At 65.0% G+C, this 24882-nt stretch carries 18 protein-coding genes, 1 tRNA gene and 1 pseudogene; 11 read left to right on the plus strand and 9 right to left on the minus strand.

Features of this window, described 5'->3' with window-relative positions; translation table 11 throughout:
- Positions 1-13: 13 nt before the first annotated feature.
- A complete protein-coding gene (gene acmB / locus IF803_RS12180) occupies positions 14-1207 on the minus strand; it encodes a methyl acetate hydrolase AcmB (RefSeq protein ID WP_461192297.1) in 1194 nt (397 codons plus the stop codon).
- A gap of 132 nt (positions 1208-1339) precedes the next feature.
- Positions 1340-2980, minus strand: a complete 1641-nt coding sequence (locus tag IF803_RS12185) for a flavin-containing monooxygenase (RefSeq protein ID WP_304498160.1) — start codon at positions 2978-2980, stop codon at positions 1340-1342.
- 302 nt (positions 2981-3282) lie between these two features.
- Here IF803_RS12185 and IF803_RS12190 point away from each other — a divergent pair, with 302 nt between their 5' ends.
- Positions 3283-4185 carry a helix-turn-helix transcriptional regulator gene (locus IF803_RS12190; protein ID WP_304498159.1) on the plus strand — a complete coding sequence of 301 codons (903 nt, stop codon included), beginning with the start codon at positions 3283-3285 and terminating at the stop codon, positions 4183-4185.
- A 19-nt stretch (positions 4186-4204) separates the two neighbouring features.
- Here IF803_RS12190 and IF803_RS12195 read toward each other — a convergent pair whose 3' ends face one another.
- A complete protein-coding gene (locus IF803_RS12195; protein ID WP_461192298.1) occupies positions 4205-5239 on the minus strand; it encodes an aldo/keto reductase in 1035 nt (344 codons plus the stop codon).
- Between the two features lie 22 nt (positions 5240-5261).
- Entirely contained in the window at positions 5262-6443 is a 1182-nt protein-coding gene (locus IF803_RS12200) for an MFS transporter (protein WP_461192299.1), read from the minus strand.
- Positions 6444-6543: 100 nt separating this feature from the next.
- Between IF803_RS12200 and IF803_RS12205 the strand changes: the two genes are divergently transcribed.
- Entirely contained in the window at positions 6544-7500 is a 957-nt protein-coding gene (locus IF803_RS12205; protein WP_461192300.1) for a LysR family transcriptional regulator, read from the plus strand.
- Between the two features lie 7 nt (positions 7501-7507).
- A complete protein-coding gene (locus IF803_RS12210) occupies positions 7508-7996 on the plus strand; it encodes an SRPBCC domain-containing protein (protein WP_461192301.1) in 489 nt (162 codons plus the stop codon).
- A gap of 6 nt (positions 7997-8002) precedes the next feature.
- Here the strand turns inward: IF803_RS12210 and IF803_RS12215 are convergent, their stop codons facing one another.
- Entirely contained in the window at positions 8003-8752 is a 750-nt protein-coding gene (locus tag IF803_RS12215) for a class I SAM-dependent methyltransferase (RefSeq protein WP_461192302.1), read from the minus strand.
- Between the two features lie 321 nt (positions 8753-9073).
- Here IF803_RS12215 and IF803_RS12220 point away from each other — a divergent pair.
- From IF803_RS12220 to IF803_RS12240, 5 genes and pseudogenes are all read left to right on the plus strand, one after another.
- Positions 9074-11447 (plus strand): annotated as a pseudogene (locus IF803_RS12220) (glucose/quinate/shikimate family membrane-bound PQQ-dependent dehydrogenase).
- A gap of 252 nt (positions 11448-11699) precedes the next feature.
- The gene (locus tag IF803_RS12225) at positions 11700-13019 is read left to right on the plus strand and encodes an Hsp70 family protein (protein ID WP_461192303.1); all 1320 of its coding nucleotides are present in this window, start codon (positions 11700-11702) and stop codon (positions 13017-13019) included.
- Between the two features lie 132 nt (positions 13020-13151).
- Positions 13152-14741 (plus strand): ABC-F family ATP-binding cassette domain-containing protein, encoded by a 1590-nt coding sequence (locus IF803_RS12230; RefSeq protein ID WP_461192304.1) that lies wholly within the window; start codon positions 13152-13154, stop codon positions 14739-14741.
- 755 nt (positions 14742-15496) lie between these two features.
- Positions 15497-16156: a flavodoxin family protein gene (locus IF803_RS12235; protein ID WP_461192305.1), complete on the plus strand. Its 660-nt coding sequence runs from the start codon at positions 15497-15499 to the stop codon at positions 16154-16156.
- Positions 16153-17040 carry a sigma-70 family RNA polymerase sigma factor gene (locus IF803_RS12240; protein WP_411779231.1) on the plus strand — a complete coding sequence of 296 codons (888 nt, stop codon included), beginning with the start codon at positions 16153-16155 and terminating at the stop codon, positions 17038-17040. The genes IF803_RS12235 and IF803_RS12240 overlap by 4 nt, the downstream gene beginning before the upstream one ends.
- Positions 17041-17209: 169 nt before the next feature.
- On the opposite strand, the gene IF803_RS12245 is transcribed toward IF803_RS12240, so the two are convergent.
- On the minus strand, positions 17210-18625 hold the full coding sequence (locus IF803_RS12245; RefSeq protein WP_411779230.1) for an MFS transporter: 1416 nt from the start codon (positions 18623-18625) through the stop codon (positions 17210-17212).
- Between the two features lie 247 nt (positions 18626-18872).
- Between IF803_RS12245 and IF803_RS12250 the strand changes: the two genes are divergently transcribed.
- Positions 18873-19628: an ArsR/SmtB family transcription factor gene (locus IF803_RS12250; RefSeq protein ID WP_035632987.1), complete on the plus strand. Its 756-nt coding sequence runs from the start codon at positions 18873-18875 to the stop codon at positions 19626-19628.
- 239 nt (positions 19629-19867) lie between these two features.
- Here IF803_RS12250 and IF803_RS12255 read toward each other — a convergent pair.
- A tRNA-Ser gene (locus IF803_RS12255) sits at positions 19868-19957 on the minus strand.
- A 213-nt stretch (positions 19958-20170) separates the two neighbouring features.
- Between IF803_RS12255 and IF803_RS12260 the strand changes: the two genes are divergently transcribed.
- Positions 20171-21034, plus strand: coding sequence for an alpha/beta fold hydrolase (locus IF803_RS12260; RefSeq protein ID WP_028340784.1), 864 nt, complete (start codon positions 20171-20173; stop codon positions 21032-21034).
- A gap of 433 nt (positions 21035-21467) precedes the next feature.
- Here the strand turns inward: IF803_RS12260 and IF803_RS12265 are convergent, their stop codons facing one another.
- Positions 21468-22625 (minus strand): ROK family protein, encoded by a 1158-nt coding sequence (locus IF803_RS12265; protein ID WP_461192306.1) that lies wholly within the window; start codon positions 22623-22625, stop codon positions 21468-21470.
- A gap of 166 nt (positions 22626-22791) precedes the next feature.
- Complete coding sequence (locus IF803_RS12270) at positions 22792-23595, minus strand: SDR family NAD(P)-dependent oxidoreductase (RefSeq protein WP_461192307.1); 804 nt, start codon at positions 23593-23595, stop codon at positions 22792-22794.
- 124 nt (positions 23596-23719) lie between these two features.
- Between IF803_RS12270 and IF803_RS12275 the strand changes: the two genes are divergently transcribed.
- On the plus strand, positions 23720-24670 hold the full coding sequence (locus IF803_RS12275; RefSeq protein WP_461192308.1) for a GlxA family transcriptional regulator: 951 nt from the start codon (positions 23720-23722) through the stop codon (positions 24668-24670).
- Positions 24671-24882 lie beyond the last annotated feature (212 nt).

The following is a 24882-nucleotide window of genomic DNA, read 5'->3' on the forward strand; positions in this document are numbered from 1 at the left end:
CGATTGGCACGCTCTATCCCGCCTTGCGCAGCCTCAGGGATTCGTAGAACGCCGTTTCGAAATTGATGTAGCCGATAAAGGACGTCGGATCGCCAAACGGCAGGATCTGCGTCGCCCAATATCCGCCAAAACCGTTCTGCCGATCGATCCAGTAGAACAAATTGGCGAGACCGGCCCAGCCGAGCGCGCCGGCGGGGCGGCCGGTCGGAGCCTGCTCGTCATTGATCATGAAGCTCAGCGCCCAGGACTTCGACTGACCGGGGAAGAACTCGGCATCGTTGGCGAGCGAGGTGATCACGCCGGTGATCGCGGTGACCTTGTTGTTGCCGAGATGGTTCTTCTCCGCCATCCGCACGGTCTCCGCCTTGAGGACCCGCCCGTGCTCGCCGGCGCCGTCATTCAGCCACATCCGGATGAAGCGCATGTAGTCGCCGATGGTCCCGTAAAGCCCGTGGCCGCCCATGTGGATCTCGGGCTTGGCCGGCAATTCGAAATCCATCGGCGTGAGCGAGCCGTCGGCGTTGCGGGCGTGAATGCCGGCAAGCTTGCGGCGCATCGCGTCGGTGAGCTCGAACGTCGTGTCCATGATTCCGAGCGGCTCGAAGATTCGTGCCTTGAAGACTTCGCCGAGCCGCCTGCCGGTGATGGCCTCGACGATCTGGCCGCACCAATCCATGTTGGTGCCGTATTCCCAGCGCTCGCCCGGATCGAACAGCAGCGGCGTCATCAGCGACGCCTTGGACGCCGTGATGACGCTGGGCTGCCCCTTCTCCTGCGCCAGCCGGTTATAGGTGTGATTGATGAAGTCGTAGCTCAGACCCGCGGAATGGACCATCAGCATGCGGGTGGTGATGTCGCGCTTCGGCGGACGCAGCCGCGGCTCGCCGTTGTCGTCAAAACCCTCGATCACCTGGAGCTTGCCGATGTCGGGTGCGTAGGTCCTGGCGGGCGCGTCGAGATCGAGCTTGCCTTCCTCGACGAGCTGAAGGACGGCCGTCCCGGTGATCGCCTTGGTGGTCGAGAAGATGGCGAACACGCTGTCGGTCGTCATGTCGGCCGGCTGGTCGAGGCGGCGCTTGCCGGCGGCACCTTCATAGATGTTGCGATGCCGGTCGGTCACCATCGCGACGACGCCGGGAACGCGCGGGTTTGAAGTCACGACGCCGTCGAGGATTGCATCCGCGGCTGCACTGAAATTCGTGCTCATTGTCTTCCTCCTGTGTTTTTTGATGTTGACCCGCGTAGCCCGGATGGAGCGAAGCGAAATCCGGGACCAGTGTCACCGTTGCGACATATGTCCCGGATTGCGCTTCGCTCCATCCGGGCTACGAAATTAGCCCTACTGCGTGGCGAAGCCGCGATAGCCGCTGGCGGCGACCTCGTCGCATTTCTGGCGGTAGGTGCCGACGCCGCCGCAATAGGACAGCACCCGGCGCGGCTTGCCCTCGACATTGGAGCCCAGGTACCAGGAGTTGGTCTTCGCGATCAGCGTTGCGTTGGCGGTCTCGTCGTGATGCGCCACCCATTGATCCTCGGTATCCCTGGTCGGCTCGATGACGTTCAGGTTCTTGCCGCGCAGATATCTGATGCAATCGGCAATCCACTCCACCTGCTGCTGCAAGCATGTGGTCATGTTGCAGAGTGCGGCCGAGGGCGCGAGCGGCACCGCTGTGGTGAACAGGTTCGGGTAGCCATGGACCTGCAGGCCCATCGTGGTGCGGATATCCCTGCCCCAATCGTCCTTCAGCGATCGCCCGTCGCGGCCGCGGATGTCGATCCGCGTCAACGCCCCCGTTCCGGCGTCGAAGCCGGTCGCCAGGATGATGACGTCGAACTCATGCACCGTGCCGTCGGCGGTCTGGATGCCCTCAGGCGTGATGCGGGCGATCGGATTGTTCTTGACGCTGACGATCTCGACATTGGGCCGGTGGAAAGCCTCGAGGAAATTGCTTTCCAGCGGCACCCGGTGCGTGCCAAAACCGTAATCGGCGGGAATCAGCAGCTCACACAGCTTGGGGTCCTTGATCCGCTCGCGCATCTTCTCGCGCACGAATTCGGTGATCTCGGCGTTGACGGCTTCGTCGAAGAACAGTTCGGCAAAGGACGAGACCCACAGCTTCAGGGATCCGTCGTTCCAGCAGTCCTCGATCACCTGGCGGCGCTGCTGCGGCGTCAGGTCGGCCCAGGCGTGCTCGAAGTCGAATTCGAATCCGGTGAACGTTTTCGGCAGCCGTTCGGTGAGGAATTTGAACTTCGACTTGTAGGCCTCGGCGTCCGCCGCGTCCCATTTCGGGTTCTTCATCGGGATGATGTATTGCGGGGTGCGGATGAACACCTTGAGATGGCCGACCTCACCGGCGATCGACTGGATCACCTGGATTCCGGTCGCGCCGTTGCCGACCACGCCGACGCGCTTGCCGGCGAGCTCGATCGGTCCCTTGGGCCAGCGCGCGGTGTGGAACAGCTTGCCCTTGAACGTCTCCTGTCCCGGGAAGGACACGTGCGGGGCCGAGAGCATGCCGCAGCAGGTGACGAGGAACTGGGTATCGATCACGTCGCCCTGGTCGGTCGCGACCAGCCAGCGTTGCGTCGCCTCGTTGAAATGCGCGCTCTTCACCGTGGTGCCGAACTGGATGTCTTTCCCGAGGTCGAGGCGGTCGGCGACGTAGTTCAGCCAGCGCTCGATTTCCGGCTGGCCCGGGAATCGCTCGCTCCAGCTCCAGCCTTTGTAGAGCTCCTCGGAGAACAAGTACTGATAGGTGTGGCCTTCGGAATCGAAGCGCGCCCCGGGATAGCGGTTCCAGTACCAGGTGCCGCCGACACCAGACCCGGCGTCGATCGCCTTCACACTCAGTCCCTGCTCACGCAGGCGGAACAATTGATAGAGACCGGCGACGCCGGCGCCGACGACCACGGCGTCGAGCTTGGTCGTTGCATGCGCACCATTGCTTCCATTCGACCTTGTGACGGTCTCGGTCATGATTTCCTCCTGTGTCTGGCTTCTCGCACGCACCTTCCCACCCGCGGTGTCGCCGGATGATGGTGCGTTGCGTCAATTTGGTCTCGGCCGCTCGCGCTGTCGCCGAAACGCAGAGCAGGCTACGGGCCGTTCGGCCGCGCGGCTTGGACGAAACCGACAATCTCTGGAACGCCGCCGTTCAATTGCCCGACCGGCCATTGGTCTCCTTGGCAAACGGCGAAAGCGGCCTATTCTGCGCTCAGCCGTCCGGCCAAGAACAAGCGGTCAACCGCGCCACCAATCCCAGGGAGGAGGCTCGCGCGATGGGCCAGTTGATCACGGTCGAGGAGCTGCCGCGCTACGCTCCCGGTGAGCTGAAGCTGGATAGCGCCTCGGTCGGGAGGAACGATTTCCGGCTGCGCATCTTCCGCTATGCGCCGTCCGACATCTGGGTCCCGCCGTCGGAGAACTTCCTCCTCGTGCTCTATCGCGACGGCACGACGTCGATGAACCGCCGTGTCACCGGCGCATGGAAGCAGGATCACGTCGGTCGCGGCGTCACGTCACTCCTGACCCGCGCAGAGCCGTCGAGCTGGCACTGGAAGAATGACATCGAGGTCACGCATTTCTATATCGCTCCCGCCCTCATGATGAAGACGGCGAGCGATGCCTTCGACCGCGACGCCGAGGCGATCGAGCTGCACGATCTGCTCAAGGCCGAAGATCCGATGCTGACGTGGATCAACGACCAGATGGTTCAGGAGGTTGCCTCAGGAGGTCCGGGCGGACGCCTCTGCTATGATGCGCTGGCGCTGCAGGCGAGCGTGCACATCCTGCGGAAATATGCGGCGATCGAGTTCAAGATGCCCTGCGCGCAAGGACGCTTTCGCCCGGCGCATGCCCGGCTGATCGAGGACTATATCGAGCAGAACATCTTCCGGAACATCACGCTGGAGGAATTGGCGAACATCTGCAATTGCACGCCGGTCCAGTTCGCCCGCAAGTTCCGCGTGCACTACGGCATGCGGCCGCACGCCTATGTCCTGCGGCGCAAGGTCGAGCATGCGTGCCAGCATCTGCGCAAGGATCGCGTCGCGCTGAAGGAGATCGCGCTGCTCGCCGGCTTCGCCGATCAAAGCCACCTCAATCGCGTGTTCCGGCAGCACATGAACGTCACGCCGGCGGAATATCGCCGGCAGGTCTGCGAGCACACCGTCCAGGCGTGAAACCGGGTCTGCGACGGACTCACACCGGCGGCGGATTGAGGCGCGCGAAGCCTTCCTGGATGCGGTAGGGATAGTACGGATAGGCCGGCATCACCGCGCTCGCGCGGTCGAGACGCGCGATCTGGTCCGCCGAGAGCGACCACCCGACCGCGCCGAGATTGTCGCGCAGCTGCGCCTCATTACGCGCGCCGATGATGACCGACGACACACTGGGACGCGTGAGCAGCCAGGCAATCGCGATCTGCGGCACGCTGCGGCCGGTCTCTGTGGCAACGGCGTCCAGCGCGTCGACGATCGTGTAGAGCTTCTCGTCGTCGACCGCCGGCCCGAACTGCGCGGTCTCATGCAGGCGGCTGTTGGCGGGCAATGGCTGGCCGCGCCTGATCCTGCCGGTGAGGCGGCCCCAGCCGAGCGGGCTCCAGACCAGCGCGCCGACGCCCTGGTCGAGCGCGAGCGGCATCAGCTCGGATTCATAGTCGCGGCCGACCAGCGAATAATAGACCTGATGCGCCACATAGCGCGGCCAGCCATGCCGCTCGGCGACACCGAGCGATTTCATCAGATGCCAGCCGGAGAAATTCGAGGCGCCGACATAGCGCAGCTTGCCGGCGCGCACCAGCGCGTCGAGCGTCGACAGCACTTCATCGACCGGCGTGAAGGCATCGAAAGCATGAAGCTGCAGCAGGTCGATATAGTCGGTGCTGAGCCGGCGCAGCGCGGCGTCGACCGCGGCGACCAGGCGATATCGCGACGTACCGGCATCGAGCGGGTCGTCGCCCATCGGCAGGCCGGTCTTGGTCGAGATCAACACCTTGTCGCGGCGGCCCTTGATCGCGGCGCTGAGGATCTCCTCCGACGCGCCGTTCGAATAGACATCGGCGGTGTCGAACAAATTGACGCCGACCTCGAGACAGATGTCGATCAACCGTCGCGCCTCGCTGGCGTCGCTGCGGCCCCAGGCGGAAAACAGAGGCCCCTGGCCACCGAACGTGCCGGTGCCGAAGCTGAGCACCGGGACTTTCAGGCCGGATGCACCGAGATTGCGGTATTCCATGGTCATGCTCCCTTGATCCGATTCATTCCGCCGGGCACTGCGCGGCGAGCGCGATCGGCCGATCGAGGCGCAGGCTCCACAGCGCAAGCAACAGGCCGATTGCAGTGATGACGGCTGCCACCAGCGGCAGCGCGCCGAGGCCGAGGCCGCGATCGATGGTGACGCCGCCGGCCCAGGCGCCGAGCGCGTTGCCCAAATTGAACGCCGCGATGTTCAGGCTGGAGGCCAGCGTCCGCCCTTCGACGCCCGCGGCTTCGAGCACGCGGAGCTGCAGCGGCGCCACGGTCGCGAACGCGGCGATGCCGAGGATGAACAGCAGCACGACCGCCAATGCCTTGATCGAGACGACCGCCGTCAGCGCGACGAGCACGGCGGCGAGGCCGCCGAGCGATACCAGCAGCGCCCGCGCAAGTCCCTTGTCGGCGAGCCGTCCGCCCGCGACGTTGCCGATCGCAAGGCCGGCACCGAACACCAGCAGGATCGGCGACACCGCGGCGTCGGAGAAGCCGGTGAGCCGCGTCAGGATCGGCTGCACATAGGTGAAGACCGCGAACAGCCCGCCGAAGCCGAACACTGTCATGGCGAGCCCAAGCAGAACCTGCGGGCGGCCGAGCACGGCGAGCTCCTCGCGCAGCGGCGCAGGCTTGTCGTTGGCTCCGACATGGCCGGGGACCAGCACCACCAGCACAATGAATGCGATCACGCCGATCGCCGCCACCGCCCAGAATGCCGCGCGCCAGCCGAGCATCAGGCCGAACCAGGCGCCGAAGGGAACGCCGAGCAGGGTCGCGACCGTGAGGCCGATGAACATCGTGGCGATTGCCGACGCGCGTTTGTCTTCCGGTACGAGGCTTGTCGCCACCACGGAGCCAACGCCGAAGAAGGTGCCGTGCGCCAGCGAGGTGAGAATACGCGCCGCCATCAAAAGCCCGTAGCTCGGCGCCAGCGCACACGCCGCATTGCCGAGCGTGAAGATCGCCATCAGCGCCAGCAAGACCGCCTTGCGCGGCATCCGCCGCGTTGCCAGCGTCAGGATCGGCGCACCGACGAATACGCCGAGCGCATAGCCGGAGATCAGCAGGCCCGCCGCGGATACGGATACCTGCATGTCGGCGGCGACCTGCAGCAGCAGTCCCATGATGAGGAATTCGGTGGTGCCGATGCCAAAGGCACCGGCGGTCAAGGCAAGAACTGCAGCAGGCATGTGTCGCTCCGGACAAAAGGATTCCGCAAAGCGAGATAGCGGTCCGCGCGAGGAAGGATTAGAATGGCCGCAATCCAATCATTTGTGACTTGAATTCAAGATGGCCCGCACCGATACCAACCGCTCCGGCGAGATGGACGTATTCGTCCGCGTCGTCGATCTCGGCGGCTTCACCGCTGCCGCGAACAGCCTGCGCCAGACACCGTCCGGCGTCAGCAAGCTGGTCTCCCGGCTCGAGACCCGGCTCGGCACGCGGCTGGTCAACCGCACCACGCGCAAGCTGCAGCTCACCGAGGAAGGCCAGGCCTTCTACCAGCGCGCCCAGCGCATCCTCGCCGATATCGACGAGGCCGAACGCGAGGCCGCCTCATGCGTGCCGCGCGGCCATCTCACCGTGAACAGCAACATCCCGTTCGGCATGCTGCATGTGATGCCGCTGCTGCCGCGCTTCATGCGCGAGCATCCCGACATCACGCTCGACATCGTTCTGACCGACACGCTGGTCGATCTGATGCAGGCGCGCGCCGATGTCGCGATCCGCGCCGGCCCGCTCGGCGCCTCGCGGCTGATCGCGCGCAAGCTCGGCACCAGCCGCATGGCGGTGGTGGCCGCGCCGTCCTATCTCGCTCGCTTCGGTACGCCGAAGCATCCGGCCGATCTCGCCGCCCATCGCGGCATCGGCTGGACCTTTCCGCGCAGCATCCGCGGCTGGCCATTCCGCCGCGCCGAAAAGATCGAAGAGGCCCTGCCGCCACCGGTGGCGCGCGCCAGCGATGGCGAAACCGCACGCCAGCTCACCCTCGGCGGCATCGGGGTAGCACGGCTGGCGTTGTTTCACATCGGACCCGATATCGAGGCCGGGCGTCTGGTGCCGGTGCTGCAAAATCTCAATCCCGGCGACCGCGAGGACATCCATGCGGTCTATGTCGGCCACGCCGGCCCGCTGCCGGCGCGGGTCCGCGCTTTCATCGATTTTCTTGCGCAACACATCCGCATCGACGATCCCTCGCTGCGGCGCGGTGCCGATGGAAAATGGAAAGTGGTGGGCGACAAGTGAGCATTCGATGACGCACGAACTCCTGGCCTTCCAGGCTGTCACCGAGTCGATCCGGATCGCTGCGGAGGCAACGCAGGTGTGGGACGCGATCATGGACCCCAAGGCGGGCGAGAGATGGCGCAACGCGCATTTCAGGACCGATTGGCGGATCGGCACGCCGATCGAGATCGAGGCGGAGATCGGCGCAAAGCGCTATCGCGACAGGGGCCGCGTCCTCCATGTGGAGCCGCCGATGCGGCTCGCATACTCCTATTGGTCGCAGGTCTCCGACCTGCCGGATGTTCCGCAATCCTATGCGACGATCACGATGACGCTCGTGCCTGACGGCGGCGAGACGGTGCTGACCGTCGTCCAGCAGGTGCCGCCTTCGCCGATCCGCCGCGGAAGCGGCTGGGAAATCGGACCCGACTCAGGCGCCAAGCACGTTGCCTTCTACTGGCGCATGACGCTGCCGCGCCTGAAGCAGACCGTCGAACAACGATGCCCCGCGCAATAGCGTGGTCTAGGTCCGCTTCAGCAAGAAGAGCTGCGTGACATAGGGGAACACCACTTCGTCGGCGTCGCCGAGACCGGCCTCACGCAGGATGCTGCCGGTCTTCTCGCGCAGGATCGCCTTCTCCGCATCGGGAAGATTGGCGACGTAGCTCGTCGATGCGATGCGCTCGAACACGTCCCGTCGCTTCATCCGGTGCGGATGGTCCTGCACGATTTCCCTCTCGAGCACGAAGCGCGGGTCCTCCAGGATCCAGCGCCAGCGTCCGGTCCGTTGCCGGGGCGTGTCGCCCGCATAGCCTTCGATCATGACGGACAACGCGTCGACCCACGGCGTGCGGTCATCCCGGTTGTTCCAGACCAGCGCAAGCGTTCCGCCGGGATGCAGCAGTCGCGCGATCTCGGCAACCGACGGCTCGTTGTCGAACCAGTGAAACGCCTGGGCGCAGGTGACGAGGTCGACGCTGCCGGTTTCGAGATTGATCGCATCGGCGCGCGTGTTGATGACCTCCACCCCGGCCTCCTTCGCCAGCCTGGCCGACATCTCGGCAACGGGCTCGACCGCGACGAGGCGCGCAGTCGCGGGCAAATGCTGCAGCAGAAGGCGGGTGAACTTGCCGGTTCCGGCACCGAGATCGACGACACAGCGCGCGGCCGCAAGCGGCAGCGCGGCGACAATCTCCGCGGGGTAGCTCGGTCGGCCCGCCTCGTAGGCGGCGACCGCGACACGATAATTCTCGGCAGTGGGGTTCAGTGTCATTGTTGCTTCTCTTGCGTGCCAACCGTCCGCGGTGCGATCTGTGGAACGGTATAGAGCAGCGCCTGCACAGGGCTGGAAGAGCGCGTCGATTCAAAATCCGCTGAAAACCTCTCACCTTTGCGTCAGCGCCGCAACTCTGCTGCTGCTGCCTGTTGAAGGTGCGCGCATTTTGAATGATTTGCTTCGGCGGGTTTCGCATGGACCTTACGTGCTTGTGTTGTATCAACGTCGCAGTTCCAGGTTGCAAGTTGCGGTCGACTGAACGACAGTTCGCGGCGCTTGTGCGGGACAAGCCCGATCCCGCCCCGCACCGGAGCGACCATGCAGCGATCCAGGGCAGTCCTCGTCACGGCCATCGTCTACGCCTTGATCGGCTTGGTCCTCGCCGGCGGCGGCATTTGGCTCGCCGCATTGGGGGGATCGATCTTCTACACGGTCCTCGGCGTCGGCATTCTCGCCACGGCTATGCTGCTGCTGGCGCAGCGCCATCAGGCGCTATGGCTGTTTGCGATCGTGCTGCTCGGCACGCTGGCGTGGGCCGTCTATGAGGTGCGGTGCGACTGGTGGCCGCTCGCGGCGCGTGGCGACGTCGTCTTCCCGATGGCGCTCTGGCCGCTCACGCCGGTGATCGTTCGCGCCCTGACACGAAGCGGGCCGGTGCCTTACATGCGCGCGACGGCGCCACTCTGGATCGGCGTCGTCGCTGCGGCGGCGGTGCTGATCGCCGGGCTGCTGTCCAGCTATCACGACATCAACGGCACGATTGCCGAGTCCGGCTCCGCCGTGCCGCAAAGCGAAGCCGACCCGCAGCCGGACGGCGACTGGCGCGCCTATGGACGCACGCAATTCGGACAGCGCTATTCGCCGCTGAAGCAGATCACGCCCGACAATGTCGCTAACCTCAAGGTCGCCTGGACCTTCCGCACCGGCGACGTGAAGACGCCAGACGATTCGGGCGAGACGACCTTCGAGGTCACTCCGATCAAGGTGCGCGATACGCTCTATCTCTGCTCGCAGCACCAGGTGCTGTTCGCGCTCGACGCCAAGACCGGCACCGAGCGCTGGCGCTACGACCCCAAGCTTGTGCACAACAAGACGTTCCAGCACATGACCTGCCGCGGGGTCTCCTACCACGACCGCGCAGGGCGCCGTCGACAGCAGCGGCAATCCGGCGCCGGCCGAATGCCCGCGGCGGATCTTCCTGCCCGTCAATGACGGCCGCATGATCGCGCTCGATGCCGACAGCGGCAAGCTCTGCGATGGTTTCGCCGATCACGGCAGCCTCGACCTGCAGCAGGGGATGGGGATCAAGACCGCGGGCTTCTTCGAGCCGACATCGCCGCCGGTCGTCAGCGACAAGATCCTGGTCGTGGCCGCCGCGGTGATCGACAATTATGCGGTCGACGTGCCGTCGGGCGTGATCCGCGGCTTCGATGTCATTACCGGCAAGCTGGTCTGGGCCTGGGACTCCGGCGCGGCCGACGAGAACGCACTGCCGTCGCCGACGCGGCATTACACCAACGGGTCACCGAATTCCTGGATTACGGCCTCGTTCGATCCGAAATTGAATCTGGTCTACATCCCGACCGGCAACAACGGACCTGACATCTGGGGCGGCAATCGCGACACGCTGGTCGAGCGCTATTCCAGCGCCATCGTCGCGCTTGATGTCGACACCGGCAAGCGCGCCTGGTCGTACCAGACCGTGCATCATGATCTCTGGGACATGGACGTTCCCTCGCAACCGAGCCTGGTCGATGTGACGACGGCGAAGGGCGTCATCCCCGCGATCATCCAGCCGACCAAGGTGGGCAACATCTTCGTGCTCGACCGCAGGACCGGCGAGCTGATCGTGCCGGCGCCGGAACGCGCGGTGCCGCAAGGCGCAGCGCCCGGCGACCGCTCAGCACCGACCCAGCCGTTCTCCGAACTGACCTTCCGCCCCGAGGCGAAGCTGACCGGCGCCGACATGTGGGGCGGCACGATCTTCGACCAGCTGCTGTGCCGGATCATGTTCCACCGCTTACGCTACGAAGGCACCTTCACGCCGCCGTCGTTGCAGGGCACGCTGGTCTTCCCGGGCAATCTCGGCATGTTCGAATGGGGCGGCATCGCTGTCGATCCTGTCAGGCAGATCGCGATCGCCAATCCGATGTCGTTGCCCTTCGCCTCAAGACTCATTCCGCGCGGCCCGCAGAATCCTCCGGCGCCGACAGCCGAGAAACCGGTCGGCAGCGAGGTCGGGGTGCAGCCGATGTATGGCACGCCCTTCGGCGTCGATATCTCGAGCTTCCTCTCGCCGCTGTCCGTGCCGTGCTACCGGCCGCCTTGGGGCTCGATGGCCGCGATCGACCTGAAGACGATGAAGATCGTCTGGCAGCATCCCAACGGCACGATCCGGGACACCACGCCGCTGCCGCTTCCATTCAAGATGGGCGTGCCGATGCTGGGCGGGCCGATCACCACCGCCGGCGGCGTTGCGTTCTACACCGGGACCTATGAGTACACGATCCGGGCCTACGATGTGCGCAACGGCAAGGTGCTCTGGGAGGATCGCCTGCCGGCCGGCGCCCAATCGACGCCGATGAGCTACGAGGCTGGCGGCAAGCAATACGTCGTCACCGCGGCCGGCGGCCACGGCTCGTTCGGCACCAAGCGCGGCGACTACGTCATCGCCTACGCATTGAAGGATTGAGCCGCTTCATCGGGGCCGTCATCTTCGTTCTCCTTCCCCCCGAAAGGGGGAAGGTCGGGATAGGGGGCAGCCGCAGGCGATACTCTCCGCGGAGGGAGCGGATCCCCACCCGCTTTGCTCTGGCGAGCAAAGCGACCTCCCCTTTCCAAGGGGAGGTGGAACTGGCCCAACCGGATAGCGTCCAGACGGGTTGGCAAATCCGGCCAAAGCCGCTAAAGGTCCGCCCCCTTTCACAGACAATCCGAGCATGACATGTCGAGCGCCCCGCCCGCCGTCTCGATTGGCGTCGATTTTGGCACCAGCAACACCGTGGTCGCGCTGTCCGACGGCGACGGCCGCGTCGAGGCTGTTCGCTTCGACCACGGCGGCCGCACGCATAGCGTCTATGTGTCCGCGCTGTGCTTCTGGGAGGAACGGCCCGGCGCCGGCCTGCATCCGCGCGCCGAGGGCGGCCCGTGGGCGATCGAGCAGTTCCTCGAGGGACGCACGATCCATCGCTTCATCCAGTCGTTCAAGACCTTCGCGGCAAGCTCGGCCTTCAACACCACCCAGATCTTCCGGCAGCGCTACAAGTTCGAGGACCTGCTCGCGGCGTTCCTGCGCACGCTGACGCGCCATGCCGGCGACGGTTTCGATCTCGGCGCGCCGACCATCATGGTCGGTCGTCCGGTGAAGTTTGCCGGCGGCAATCCCAATGACGAGCTCGCGATGCAGCGCTACCGCGCCGCGTTCGAACGGCTCGGCGCCGGACATGCGCGCTATGTCTACGAGCCGGTCGGCGCGGCGTTCTCCTTCGCGCGCACACTGGATCACGACGCCACCGTGCTGGTCGCCGATTTCGGCGGCGGCACCAGCGACTTCTCGGTGATGCGGTTCTCGCGCAAGGGCGGCGTGCTGCGCGCCGAGCCGCTGGGACATGCCGGCATCGGCATCGCCGGCGACACCTTCGATTACCGCATCGTCGATCACATCGTCTCGCCGCGGCTCGGCAAGGGCACCAACTACCGCTCGTTCGACAAGGTGCTGCCGATCCCCAATCACTATTATTCGAGCCTCGCCCGCTGGCATCAGCTGGCGATGATGCGGGGCAACGGCGATTTGCGCGAATTGCAGCAGCTCGCGCGCACCGCGCTCGATCCGGCGCCGCTGCACGATTTCATCACCATCGTCGACCACGACCTCGGCTTCGCGCTTTATCGCGCCGTGTCCGACACCAAGGTCGCGCTGTCGAGCCGCGACCGTGTCGAGTTCCGCTTCGCCCGCGAAGGCATCGACATCGGCGCGACCGTGACGCGCGACGATTTCGAATCCTGGATCGCCGACGACATCGAACGGCTGGGCACGACGGTGGACGAGGCGCTGGCCAAGTCAGGCATCACTGCGCGCGACGTCGAGAAGGTGTTTTTGACCGGCGGCACCTCGTTCGTGCCGGCCGTGCAGCGGCTGTTTGCAGAGCGCTTTGGTGAAGCGCGGCTGACCTCGGCGGATCAATTCGAATCGATCGCCTACGGCCTCGCTTTGATCGGCCACACGCCCGATCCCGACCGCTGGACCTTCGCCGAAGCCGCGTGACGATGCGCTTCGCGCCTTGATCCCGGCTCAATAGACGACTACATCACGCCGATCATCAATCCCTGAGGATGCCGACGACCATGGATTTCACCCTGACAGCAACGCCCATCAGCCTTGCCCTCGGGGATATCCATGCCTGCATCGATCGCGCTCTCTCATCTGACCCTGTCCGCGCCTGACGGCCGGGTTCTGCTTTCCAATATCGATCTGAATTTCGGACCCGAACGCACCGGCCTTGTCGGCAGGAACGGCGTCGGCAAGACGACGCTGCTCGGCCTGATCGCGAGGGTGCGCATGCCGCAATCCGGCACGGTCTCGGTTCAGGGACGCGTCGCGATGCTGCATCAGACGGTTCAGCTGAAGCCGGATGAACGCGTCGTCGACCTATTCGGCGCGCGCCGCGCATTGGCCGCGCTGCGCCGTGCCGAACAGGGCCTTGCGAGCACCGAAGAGATTGCCGACGTCGACTGGACGCTCGACACACGCATCGCGGCCGCGCTCGAGCGCGTCGGACTGAGCGATGCACCCGACGCGCCGCTGGCGACGCTATCCGGCGGCCAGGCCACCCGGGCGCGGCTCGCGGCGCTGACCTTCGCGCAACCCGACTTTCTGCTGCTCGACGAGCCCACCAACAATCTCGACCGTGCGGGACGCAAGGCGGTGATCGACCTGCTCGCCGACTGGCGGCACGGCGCTATCATCGTCAGCCACGACCGCGAATTGCTGGAGACGATGGATACGATCGTCGAACTGACCTCGCTGGAAGCCAGGCGCTACGGCGGCAATTGGAGCGCGTATCGCGCACGCAAGGCGATCGAGCTGTCGTCAGCACGGCACGATGTGGCGGATGCCGAAAAGCGCGTCGCCGAGATCGATCGCAACGCAAGAGAAGCCAACGAGCGGAAGGCGCGCAAGGACGGCGCAGGTGCAAGGAAGCGCGCCAAGGGCGATCTGCCGCGCATCGCCGCCGGGCTGCGCAAGGACCGCAGCGAAGACAGCGGCGGCGAGAACGCCCGTCTCGCCGAACGACGGCGGACGCAAGCGTTCGAACTTGCCACCGCGGCGCGGCAGCGCATCGAGGTGCTGCAACCATTCTCGGTGCAATTGCCATCGACGCATCTGCCGGCGAGCAGAATGGTGCTGCGAATCGACGCGGCCGATGTCGGCTACAGCACCGACGCGCCGATCCTGCGTGATCTCACCTTCTCCATGTCGGGTCCGGAGCGTGTCGCGCTCACTGGCCCCAACGGCGCCGGCAAGACGACGTTGCTCAAGCTCGTCAGCGGCGACCTGACCGCGGCGCGCGGCACCGTCGAGGTGATGACCCGGTTTGCCATGTTCGATCAGGCAGTCAGCCTGCTCGATGCGTCGGCTTCCATCCTGGAGAATTTCCGGCGCATCAATCCGGATGCCGACGAGAACGCCTGTCGCGCGGCGCTGGCGCGATTCATGTTCCGCGCCGATGCCGCGCTGCAGGCCGTCGCGAGCCTCAGCGGCGGCCAGTTGCTTCGCGCCGGTCTCGCCTGTGTGCTGGGCGGCCCAATGCCGCCGCCGCTCCTGATCCTCGACGAGCCGACCAATCACCTGGATATCGAATCCTTGGAAGCGGTCGAGGCCGGCTTGCGCGCCTATGACGGCGCGCTGCTGGTCGTCAGCCACGACGAGGCTTTCCTCGAGGCCATCGCGATCACGCGCAGGCTGGATCTCGCTTCGTGGCGGTGACGCGGAGAGCGGAGGAATCGCCCTTACGCAATCAATGTTTCAAACGACGAAGATTAGTCAGGAATTGAACAGCCGAGCACGCGTCGCCTTGGGGTAGGGCGTAAGGCGCGGTGCTCGGCTGTCAGGCCGCGCGGCGGTGCGGCCATCCCGCCAGCCTCGCTTGTCCCCAAGCACGAGGCCGTCGGAGCTGAATCTGGTCTGTCGCTAAATCCGCGCCGTCGAATGGAGCGCGTTTCTCCAGAGGGCAAATGCGACGAAGCCAGCGAGCAACAAAAAGCCGCCACCGGCCGCGATCAGGAAATGCGCGAGCGTCATCTTGGAACATCCCAATTGAAAGGCTTCATGCGGAGCGATATGCGCCGCAACCTGGCAATCAAAAGCACTTCAAAATTGATTTGCCCCGCCGGCCGCCGCCGGACAGCCCGAAAGGTGGCTGGCACTGCGCTCTGCCCACCCTTCGATTTCAGAGAGGTCGTCCAGCCACTCGGCTGTTGCCGCTCATCGTGCGGTTCGTCACACCGCTCAATGGCCACGAGGATAATCGATAAAACTTTATCGACAATCGAAACGGAAAATTAAGGTTACCGAGCCGGCCCGAAGGCCGGCTCCCACCAAAATATCGAAAACAACCCCATGCAAAGTAGCCGGCGGGCGCCGCTCCGGCCTGAGCGGCGGTCAATCAGAGCAACATCCTCCGGACGAAAATTCGAAGGGCATGTCACGTTTCGACGCGCTGCCTTGTCTTAGCTTCTGCAATGGCAGCAGCAGAGGACACCATGCACACACTCGGAACCGGCGGCGGCCGTACCCTGATCGCCATCGTCTATCATAGCGCCTACGGCCATACCCGGCGGCAAGCGGAGGCCGTCGAGTCCGGCGTCCAGGTTGTCGATGGCGCGGAGGCGCTGCTGGTGCCTGTCGAGGACGTGGAACAGAACTGGGATCGGCTGATGGATGCGGAAGCGCTGATCTTCGGCACGCCCACCTACATGGGCGCCGCCTCCGCGGCCTTCAAAGCCTTTCAGGAAGCAACATCACGAGCGGTGATGTCCAAGGGCTATCGCTGGAAAGACAAGCTCGCCGCAGGCTTCACCAATTCGGGGGCGCACGCCGGCGACAAGCTGTCCACATTGATCCAGCTTGCGTTGTTCGCCGCACAGCATGGGATGCATTGGGTCAATCTCGATCTGCCTCCGGGGAACAACTCCGCATCGGGATCGGAAGCCGATCCGAACAGGCTGGGGTTCTGGCTCGGAGCCGGGGCGCAATCGAACACCGACGAGGGGCCGGATACCGCGCCGCCGGCATCCGATCTCGCAACCGCCCGCCACCTCGGGCAGCGGGTGGCGAAGACGGCGCTTCAGTTTGTGCGCGGCCGTGACGCGGCCTCAGCGGCCGTTCGGACCGCGTCATGACCGACGCGGCTGAAGACGCGACGGCGGCCGAAATCTTCGCCGAGCTGCGGCCGCGCCTGATCCGGCTGGCCTATCGGATGCTGGGCTCGGTCGCCGACGCAGAGGATGTCGTGCACAGCGCCTGGGTGCGCTGGCTCGCCGCCGATCGCGACCAGATGCGCGATCCCAAGGCAGTCTTACACACCATCGTCACCCGATTGTCCCTCAACGAATTGAAATCCGCTCGGCGCCGGCGTGCCGCCTATGTCGGACCGTGGCTCCCCGAACCGTTTTTCGACCCCGAAGAAACGGAAGCGGCCGACGATCTGATCCTGCCGTTGATGATCGCGCTGGAACGCCTGTCGCCGTTGGAACGGGCGGCCTTTCTGCTGCATGACGTGTTCGGATTGGGGTTCGATGCCGTATCCGAGACGATCGGGCGTGAGGCTGCGACCTGTCGCAAGCTTGCCAGCCGCGCCCGCGCGCATATCCACGCTGCCAAACCCAGGTTCGTCGTCGGGAACGAAGAAGGCTTGCGGCTCGCAAATGCCTTTTTCACGGCAACGCGGACCGGCGACCTTGCTGCGCTCCGCGCCATGCTCGCCGAAGATGTCGTGGTCTATGCGGATGGTGGCGGCCAGGTCCCGGCACCGACAGAGCCTCTGGTCGGACTCGAAAGCGCGATGGAGCGCTTCGCGGGGCTCGCCCGGCTCTTCACCGTGCATCCCTCACGATTGATCCGCTACGCGACTATCAACGGATTGCCGGGCTTCATCACCATCGAGGACGACCTCGTTCAAACGACAGCCTTGCATATCGAGAACGAACGGATTGTCGCGATCTATGTGACCCGCAATCCCGACAAGCTGCACAACGTGCCTGATGTGACGGGATGGCGGAATTGAGCGTGCCTCGCGCGTCCCCGCTCAGCGCGGCCGATAGCGATAGACCAGATCGCGAGGGTCGCCTTGCGGCGCTGACGGATCGAGCGCTTCGCGCCAAACTGAGAAGAACTCAGCGTGAGCAGATCTAGACCGCTCCACCAGGGGCACCGCATGAGCTCGACCTCCCCTGTCATCGTCCCTCCTTTGCTCGGCCCTGCCAGATCGCGACCGCACCTGCGAGCAACACAGCGGCCGATATCACGAGCGAGGCATGCACGCCTGCCATGAACGCGTTGTTCCCCGCGACCAGCGAGCCGAACAGGGCAACGCCAAGCACGCTGCCGGTCTGCCGCGTCGCGTTCAACACACCGGCGGCGATGCCGGATCGCGACTTCTCGACACTGCCGAGCAGCGTCGAGGTCAAGGACGGCACGAGCAGGCCGAGCCCGCCGCCGAGGACGAGGAGCTGAGCGCCGATCGCCCCGTAGCTGGTGCCTGAGGCCATAGGCAGCAGCGCAACGCAGCCCGCGGCGGTGATCACACAAGCGAGCGCAATGGTTTGCGGCGCGCCGAGGCGCTCGCTGACCGACGCGGTGATCAGGTTGGCGGGCAGCACCATGGCCATCATGGGCACGAAGGCGAGGCCCGTTGCGAACGGCGACCAGCCATTGACGTTCTGGAAGTAGAGACTGAGTACGAAGATCAGGCCGTAGAAGGCGATGTTGAAGAGAAGCCCGACCAGAGCGGTCAGCGCGAACATGTGATGGCGGAACAGCGACAGCGGCAGCATCGGTTGCGGCGCGCGCGCCTCGCGCCATACGAACAGGAGTCCGATTACGGCCGCCCCCGCGAAGCCCGTGATGACGAGCGGATGGCTCCAGCCCAGCGCGCCGCCCTCGATCAGGGCGCCGGCCAGCGTGCCGAGGGTTGCAATCGCCGCGATCTGTCCCGGCAGATCGATCTCACGCTGCGCGAGCCGCGGCGTCTCCTCGGCGTAACGCCAGGCGAGCCAGAGGCCGGCGGCGCCGATCGGCAAGTTGACAAGAAAGATCGCACGCCAGCTGACCAGCGCGATCAGCGCGCCGCCAACTAGCGGCCCCGCAGTCAGTGCGACGCTCGCACCTGCGGCCCAGAAGCCGACCGCGCGGCCGCGCGCCTTCGGATCGGTATAGGCGTGATTGAGTAGCGTCAGCGAGTTCGGCACCAGGATTGCCGCCGCCAGGCCCTGCACGGAGCGAGCAACGATCAGGAACATCGCCGACGGAGCCAATGCGCAGGCGAGCGAAGCCAACGTGAAGATTGCGAAGCCCCCTATAAATATCCGTTTGGCGCCAACGCGATCACCGAGCGCACCAGCGGTCAAAATGAAGGCAGCGAATGCGATGGTATAGGCGGTCACCACCCATTGCAGCTCGGCCACGCTGCCGCCGAGCGAGGTGCTGATGCTGCTCAGCGCGGTATTCACGATGGTGATGTCCAGCTGCACGACGCCGAGGCCGAGGCTCGTGGCGGCAAGCGCCAGCACCGCGGCGAGAGGCGAACGGGATGACGTGCTGTCAGAGCCGGCTTGTTCCGGCTGCCTTGTGTTGAGCGAAGTTGTTTGCATTGATCACACTCGGTTGTCTGTGAGATTTTGATGGCTCAGACCAGCCCGCTTTGCGATTATCATTCGATGCCAATCGAATATTTGGAGCCGCGAGACTTTCGTCCCATCGCGGCGATGCCTTTCGCTGGGGCTTAGTGGTGTCCAGACAACCTATGTCCCGCGATTGAATCGGTCTTGCAGAAACACTACGATCTTGGCCGAAGTATTCGTGCTTGGCACTGCGGCCTCATCGGCGTACGAGAAAGACATGGATACGGGACCCAAAATCGCCCAAGTCGCGGCACTCATCGGCGATCCGGCGCGCGCCAACATGCTCAGTGCGCTGATGGATGGCCGAACGTTGACCGCCTCGGAGCTCGCCTATGTGTCTGGCGTGGCGCCGCAGACAGCGAGTGGCCATCTTGCGAAACTCAGCGACGCCGGATTGCTTGCGCTCGCAAAGCAGGGCCGACGACGATATTTTCGCTTGGCCTCTCCGCACGTCGCGCGCGTGCTGGAAGGTCTCATGGTGGTGGCGCAGGACGGCCCCGCCCGGCAGCGCAATCTCTGGCGCGGCGGAGAGACGCTCCGACACGCGCGGACGTGCTATGACCACATGGCCGGCCGCATCGCCGTCGCAATCGCCGACCGGCTGGTCCAGCAGTCGTTCATTCTGCTCGACGAGGATGGCGGACAACTCACCGATGCCGGTCGGTCATTCTTCGATGAGTTAGGCGTCGATCTTCGCCTCGCCTCCAAGCGCCGGGTGTTCTGTCGCCCCTGTCTCGACTGGAGCGAGCGCCGGCCGCATCTGGCCGGGGCGCTCGGCGCTGCCATCCTTCATCACGCTCTCGAGCACGATTGGGTTGAGCATGTCCGGGATAGCCGCGCGCTCGTCGTGACGCCTGCTGGTGTTAGAGGACTTGCCACAACGTTCGGCCTCGAGGGCGCACTCCCGAGGGACGACCGCGAAGGGCAGGTTGCATCACTGTCCAGAGGCCGGGTAGCGGTTATCTCGGGTTGAGAGAGCTCCAACACGTCCAATACCCGGAACGGACCGCCCGTGCCGGCGGACCGGGACGAAGCCATGAACGCCTGGCAGGCGGGGAAGTCATGGACAACCTGCGCACGAAGCATCAGGCGAGCGGTCGAGATCGTTGGAATGTCAGGGGGCATTGCCTACGCTTCTCCGAAGCTTCGGGAGACACCCTTCGCCCTGGTCCGAAAGGGTAGCCTGCCACCCGAAGCCCGGCAGGCGAAGGGTGGCGGAGAGGGAGGGATTCGAACCCCCGATAGGCTTGCACCTATGCCGCATTTCGAGTGCGGTGCATTCAACCACTCTGCCACCTCTCCAGTGGCCCGGGTGATTTGCGCCACCCGCGGTCGGGGCGTGTTCTAGGCGAGGATGGCGGGACAGACAAGGCGCTGCAATAATATTTCCGTCACTGCCGCCTCGTCCCGTCAAAGCACCGGAGCGGCGGGAGAAAGCGCGCGGAAACAAAGCGCTAGCGGAACGGTTCTGGTTCGATCGGCGCGCGAGCGAACCAGCCGGAGCAGGAGCGGGCCATGGAGCATGTGACGATTCGAGCCAATGGTGCGGCGTTCCACGTCGCGCGGACCGGCACTGGGAGGCCGCTGCTGCTGTTGCACGGCTGGCCGGAATTCTGGCTGACCTGGAAGCCGGTGATGGCGCGCCTCGCCGGCCGCTACACCCTGATCGCCCCCGACCTGCGCGGCTTCGGCGACAGCGACAAGCCGCACGGCGCCTATGGCCCCGATCAGCATACCGACGACATGCTGGCGCTGCTGGACGCGCTCGGCGTCGACAAGGCCGGCGTTGTCGGCCACGACGTCGGTGGCGCCGTGATGCAGCCACTCGCCCGCAAGGCGCCCGAGCGCATCGCCGGATTGTTTTTCTTCGATTTCGTCTATCCCGGCATCGGGCCGCGGATGGCCGCGCCCGACCGGCTGAACCACATCTGGTACCAGTCGTTCCACCAGATGGAGATGGCGCCCGCGCTGGTCGGCGCCAACAGAGACAGCTGCCGCACCTATATCGGTCATTTCCTGCACAACTGGTCGCACCGCAAGGCTGCGTTCGACGACGTCATCGAGGATTTCGCCGACAATTTCTTCAAGCCCGGCAACCTCGCCGGCGGCTTTGCGCATTATCGCGCGTCACATGCGGGGCGCGTGAGGATGATGCAGGGCGAAGCCCCGGCGCTGCCGCGGATCGATGTTCCGACCTGCATCCGCTGGGCCGAGCACGACCCGCTGTTTCCCTATGCCTGGACCGACCGGCTGGGCGAGACCTTCTCCGATCTGGACCTCGAGATGTTTCCCGATGTCGGGCATTTCCCGCATCGCGAGGACCCCGACCGCGCGGCCGCCGAGATCGCCGGCTTCTTCGAGCGGATCAATTGGAAGTAGAAGTGGTGGGACCGCCAGGACGCGACAAAAACTGGCGGTCCCGTGCCGCTTCTTAATATTGCTGGCCGGGAAGTGCGGCTTCGCCGGTCGGCGGGAGCGACACGGGCCACGGTAGCGGCCGGCGCTGGATCGGCAACGCGAACCCGATCTTAACCTAACCGATCAACCTTACCGCGCGTAATCCGGGGCCGCTGGATCTGCGGATGAAGGTGCCCCGGATTTCGCTTCGCTGCATCCGGGCTACACATGCTTACCTCCCCTTGGAAAGGGGAGGTCGCTTTGCTCGCCAGGGCAAAGCGGGTGGGGATCTGCTCTCTCCGTAAGCAGCATCGCCTGCGGCTGACCCCCATCCCGACCTTGCCCCTTTCAGGGGGAAGGAGAAGCCAGACAGTAGCCCGGATGGAGCGCGCGCGATCGCTGCAGCCTGCGCGGCTCACGCATCGGCCTTCTTGGCCTTTTTGGCCTTTTTCTCGCTCTTTTCGTTCTCGTCGTCCTTGTCTTTTTTCTCGGCCTTCTTCTCGTCCTTGCCGTTCTCCCGCTTGCGATTGGTGTAGCGGGCATTGCCAAGCCCGGTTCCGATCGTCAGTACGCCCCAGCGCGCGACATCCTGCATGAACGGGACCTCGGCCAGCCCCTGCACCACGCCGTCATTATGCATCACGATCGCGGTGTCATGATCGCCGATCTGCGGGATCGCCTCGACCAGGCTCGCCGGCAAGTTGAACTTGCTGCTCTCCCAATTGCCGGGCAGGTTCTGCGCCCCCTTTTCGATCGATCCGTCCTCATTGATGACGCCGGGACAGGCGATGCCGATGAACGGCGCGAGCTTGAGATTCTCCTTCTCGGCGGCGGCGATCAACTCCTTCAGCATCTTCACCAGCCGCTTCACCGCGCCTTCGCGCGTCGGCTCGTCATCGGCGTGGCGCCACAGCTCCGATTTCCAGACTGCGGCCTTGGAGAGATCGGGCGCCTTCTTCCAGCGCGTCTCGACAACGCCGCAGCGGATATTGGTGCCACCGATGTCGACGGCGAGGACGCCGTCATGGGCCTCGAAGATCCACGATGGCGCGAGGTGCAGCGTGCCGATCAGCCCGGCATCGTCGGGGTGAAAGCGGATCGGCAGCAAATCGACCTTGAAATCCTCCGACTTCAGGATGATCTCGGTGCGCGCGATGGCGAGCTCACCGAGCCTGGAGTCGCGGAAGCCGCCGCCGACCACGATGCGCTCGGTCTTGGCCCAGGCCTTGGTGTTGAGGAAGCGCCGCGTCACATAGGCGAGCTCCTGGGCAAACTCCTCGATCGCGCTGTGCACGACCGCCGAGGCCTCGGTGTCGTCGCCGACCAGCAGCTCATCGAGCTTCTTCTTGCTGATCTTGTCCGACGGCTCGTCGCCGAACGGATCCTCGTCCGACTTGCGCAACGGCTTGCGCCAGCGGTCGAGGATCTTGCGGAAGGCGCCCTTGGAGGCGCGATCGCCGAGAAAGCCCTCGTCGTCCTTCAGCTCGATGTTGAAGCTGTCGATGTCGACAGACGGCAGCCGCGCGGCACCGTGGTGCGCGATGCCCGTGGTCAATCCTGCGTCTTCGGCCATTCGCCCGTGCCTGCCCGCTTGAGGTTCCCAACGCTATTGTTGGAGCATGATCTTTTCGGAAAACCGCTTCACACTTTTCCGGATCATGCTCTAACGGCCGGGAACTCAAATGGTTGCGTCCCGCGCTGCGGCCCTTCGGCCGTGCGCGGGACGCATTTCGCGTGCCTCAGGCGGCTTTCACCCCGTAGCGCGCCGCGGGCGCACTGCGTGACAGGTTCGGCATCAGCTTCTGGCGGGCCGTTTCATAGGCCTGCCAATCGGCAGCCTCCGGCAGCGACGGCACGGTGATGACTTCGCCCTGGTCGAGACCGGCGAGCGCGGCGTCGACCATGTCCTCGGCCTTCATCACGATCTCGCCGGGCAGATGCTCGACCGGCGTACCGGCCACGTCCCAGAACTCGGTCGCGGTGGCGCCCGGCAGCACTGCCTGGACCCGGATGTTCTTGTCCTTCAGCTCGTGCTGCAGCGACTGCGTCAGCGCGAGCACGAAGGCCTTGCTGCCGCCGTAGACGCCGTTGAGCATCTCCGGCGCGACGCCGACCACCGAGGCGATGTTGACGACGGTACCGCCGCCGCGCGCCACGAATCCCGGCACCGCCGCATAGGTCAGGCGCATCAGCGCGTCGACATTGAGCGCGATCAAGTCGCTCATCTTGTCGACATCGGATGCGAGCAGCGGCGCGGTCGCACCGACGCCCGCATTGTTCACCAGCACGCTGATGCCGGTATTGCTGCGCAGAATGGATTCGATCCGCGATACATCGCCGCGCTTGCTGAGGTCGGCGGCAACGATCTCGATCGATCGGCCCGTCTCCGCCGACAGACGCCTGGCAAGCCCATCGAGGCGCTCGCGGTTGCGTGCGACGAGGATCAGATCGTAGCCACGCCGTGCGAGCCGGTCCGCGTAGAGGGCACCGATTCCGGACGACGCACCGGTAACGAGCGCCGTTCCTTTGGCTGACTTGGTCATGTTGGTCTCCTGTTTGACCGGGGCGGCCGGTCTTGGCCGCTGGTCAGGTTGTACAGGCCCCCTTGCATGTCTCAAATGTCATATATACACCTTTTTAGGACAAGAACTACGGCCGGAGGGTTCCATGCAGCACATCGGCTTCGTCGTCTTCCCGGAATTCCAGGTGATGGGCTTCACCGCCATCACTGCCTTCGAGGTCGCCAACCTGATCGCAGGCGAGCCGTTCTATGAGGTCACGCTGCTGTCGGAGACTGGCGGCCCGGTGCGGTCATCCGCCGGCTTCAATGTCGAAACCGAAGCCTTTGGCGATCGCAGCTTCGACACGGTGTTCATCGGCGCCGGCCACGAGCTTCATCCGGCGTCGGCGAAGTTGATCGACTACATGCGACGCGCCATGAGGACATCGCAGCGGATCGCCGCGCCCTGCATCGGTGCCTTCTCGCTGGCTGAAGCCGGCCTGCTCGACGGCCGGCGCGTCTCCACGCACTGGCAATTCGCCCCCGAATTGCAGGCACGATTCCCCGGGCTCAAGGTCGAGCAGGATCGCATCTATATCGTCGACGGACCGATCTGGACCTCGGCCGGCATGACCGCGACGATCGATCTGGCGCTGGCGATGGTCGAGCATGACCTCGGCGTCGAGGTCGCCCGTTCGGTGGCGCGCAAGCTCGTCGTCTATCACCGTCGCACCGGCGGACAGTCACAGTTTTCGGCGCTGCTCGAGCTCGACCCGAAATCCGATCGTATCCAGAACGCGCTCAACTACGCCAAGGCGCATCTGCGCAACGAGCTCTCGGTCGAGGAGTTGGCCGCCGTCGCACGGCTCAGCCCGCGCCAGTTCAGCCGCGCCTTCCGTTCGGAGACCGGTCAGTCGCCGGCCAAGGCGATCGAGCATCTTAGGGTCGAGGCGGCGCGCGAACTGATCGGAGACGGCCGCCATTCGATGGACGAAATTGCTGGTGAGACCGGCTTTGCCGACCGCGAACGGATGCGGCGGGCGTTCCTGCGGGTGCTGGGCCAGCCGCCCCAGACCATCCGCCGCCACGCGCGGGCCGCCGCGCAAACCGCGGCCTGAGGGCCGATCCGGGACCAAAACCAAGCCAAACCCTTCATTTTTGGCCGGTTTTTGCCCTGCTTTACCTTGACTCTCGGTCGATTGCGGCTATAAGTCCGCCCATCCGGCGCGGGGATTTCTCGCGCCGATCGTTTTTGTGCGATCCAGTTTGGGAATTCATTCCCTTCGCGCGAAACACATAACCCATAGCGACTGAACAAAAAGCCGACCCG

The sequence above is a fragment of the Bradyrhizobium sp. UFLA06-06 genome, from assembly GCF_054820065.1.

Coding starts and splice junctions, on each gene's coding strand:
- IF803_RS12250 (WP_035632987.1), top strand. CDS start 18,873: ATGGATACGGGACCCAAAATCGCCCAAGTCGCGGCACTCATCGGCGAT.
- IF803_RS12215 (WP_461192302.1), bottom strand. CDS start 8,752: ATGACACTGAACCCCACTGCCGAGAATTATCGTGTCGCGGTCGCCGCC.
- IF803_RS12185 (WP_304498160.1), bottom strand. CDS start 2,980: ATGACCGAGACCGTCACAAGGTCGAATGGAAGCAATGGTGCGCATGCA.
- IF803_RS12200 (WP_461192299.1), bottom strand. CDS start 6,443: ATGCCTGCTGCAGTTCTTGCCTTGACCGCCGGTGCCTTTGGCATCGGC.
- IF803_RS12240 (WP_411779231.1), top strand. CDS start 16,153: ATGACCGACGCGGCTGAAGACGCGACGGCGGCCGAAATCTTCGCCGAG.
- IF803_RS12270 (WP_461192307.1), bottom strand. CDS start 23,595: ATGACCAAGTCAGCCAAAGGAACGGCGCTCGTTACCGGTGCGTCGTCC.
- IF803_RS12260 (WP_028340784.1), top strand. CDS start 20,171: ATGGAGCATGTGACGATTCGAGCCAATGGTGCGGCGTTCCACGTCGCG.
- IF803_RS12230 (WP_461192304.1), top strand. CDS start 13,152: ATGCCTGCATCGATCGCGCTCTCTCATCTGACCCTGTCCGCGCCTGAC.
- IF803_RS12265 (WP_461192306.1), bottom strand. CDS start 22,625: ATGGCCGAAGACGCAGGATTGACCACGGGCATCGCGCACCACGGTGCC.
- IF803_RS12235 (WP_461192305.1), top strand. CDS start 15,497: ATGGCAGCAGCAGAGGACACCATGCACACACTCGGAACCGGCGGCGGC.
- acmB (WP_461192297.1), bottom strand. CDS start 1,207: ATGAGCACGAATTTCAGTGCAGCCGCGGATGCAATCCTCGACGGCGTC.
- IF803_RS12245 (WP_411779230.1), bottom strand. CDS start 18,625: ATGCAAACAACTTCGCTCAACACAAGGCAGCCGGAACAAGCCGGCTCT.
- IF803_RS12205 (WP_461192300.1), top strand. CDS start 6,544: ATGGCCCGCACCGATACCAACCGCTCCGGCGAGATGGACGTATTCGTC.
- IF803_RS12210 (WP_461192301.1), top strand. CDS start 7,508: ATGACGCACGAACTCCTGGCCTTCCAGGCTGTCACCGAGTCGATCCGG.
- IF803_RS12275 (WP_461192308.1), top strand. CDS start 23,720: ATGCAGCACATCGGCTTCGTCGTCTTCCCGGAATTCCAGGTGATGGGC.
- IF803_RS12195 (WP_461192298.1), bottom strand. CDS start 5,239: ATGGAATACCGCAATCTCGGTGCATCCGGCCTGAAAGTCCCGGTGCTC.
- IF803_RS12190 (WP_304498159.1), top strand. CDS start 3,283: ATGGGCCAGTTGATCACGGTCGAGGAGCTGCCGCGCTACGCTCCCGGT.
- IF803_RS12225 (WP_461192303.1), top strand. CDS start 11,700: ATGTCGAGCGCCCCGCCCGCCGTCTCGATTGGCGTCGATTTTGGCACC.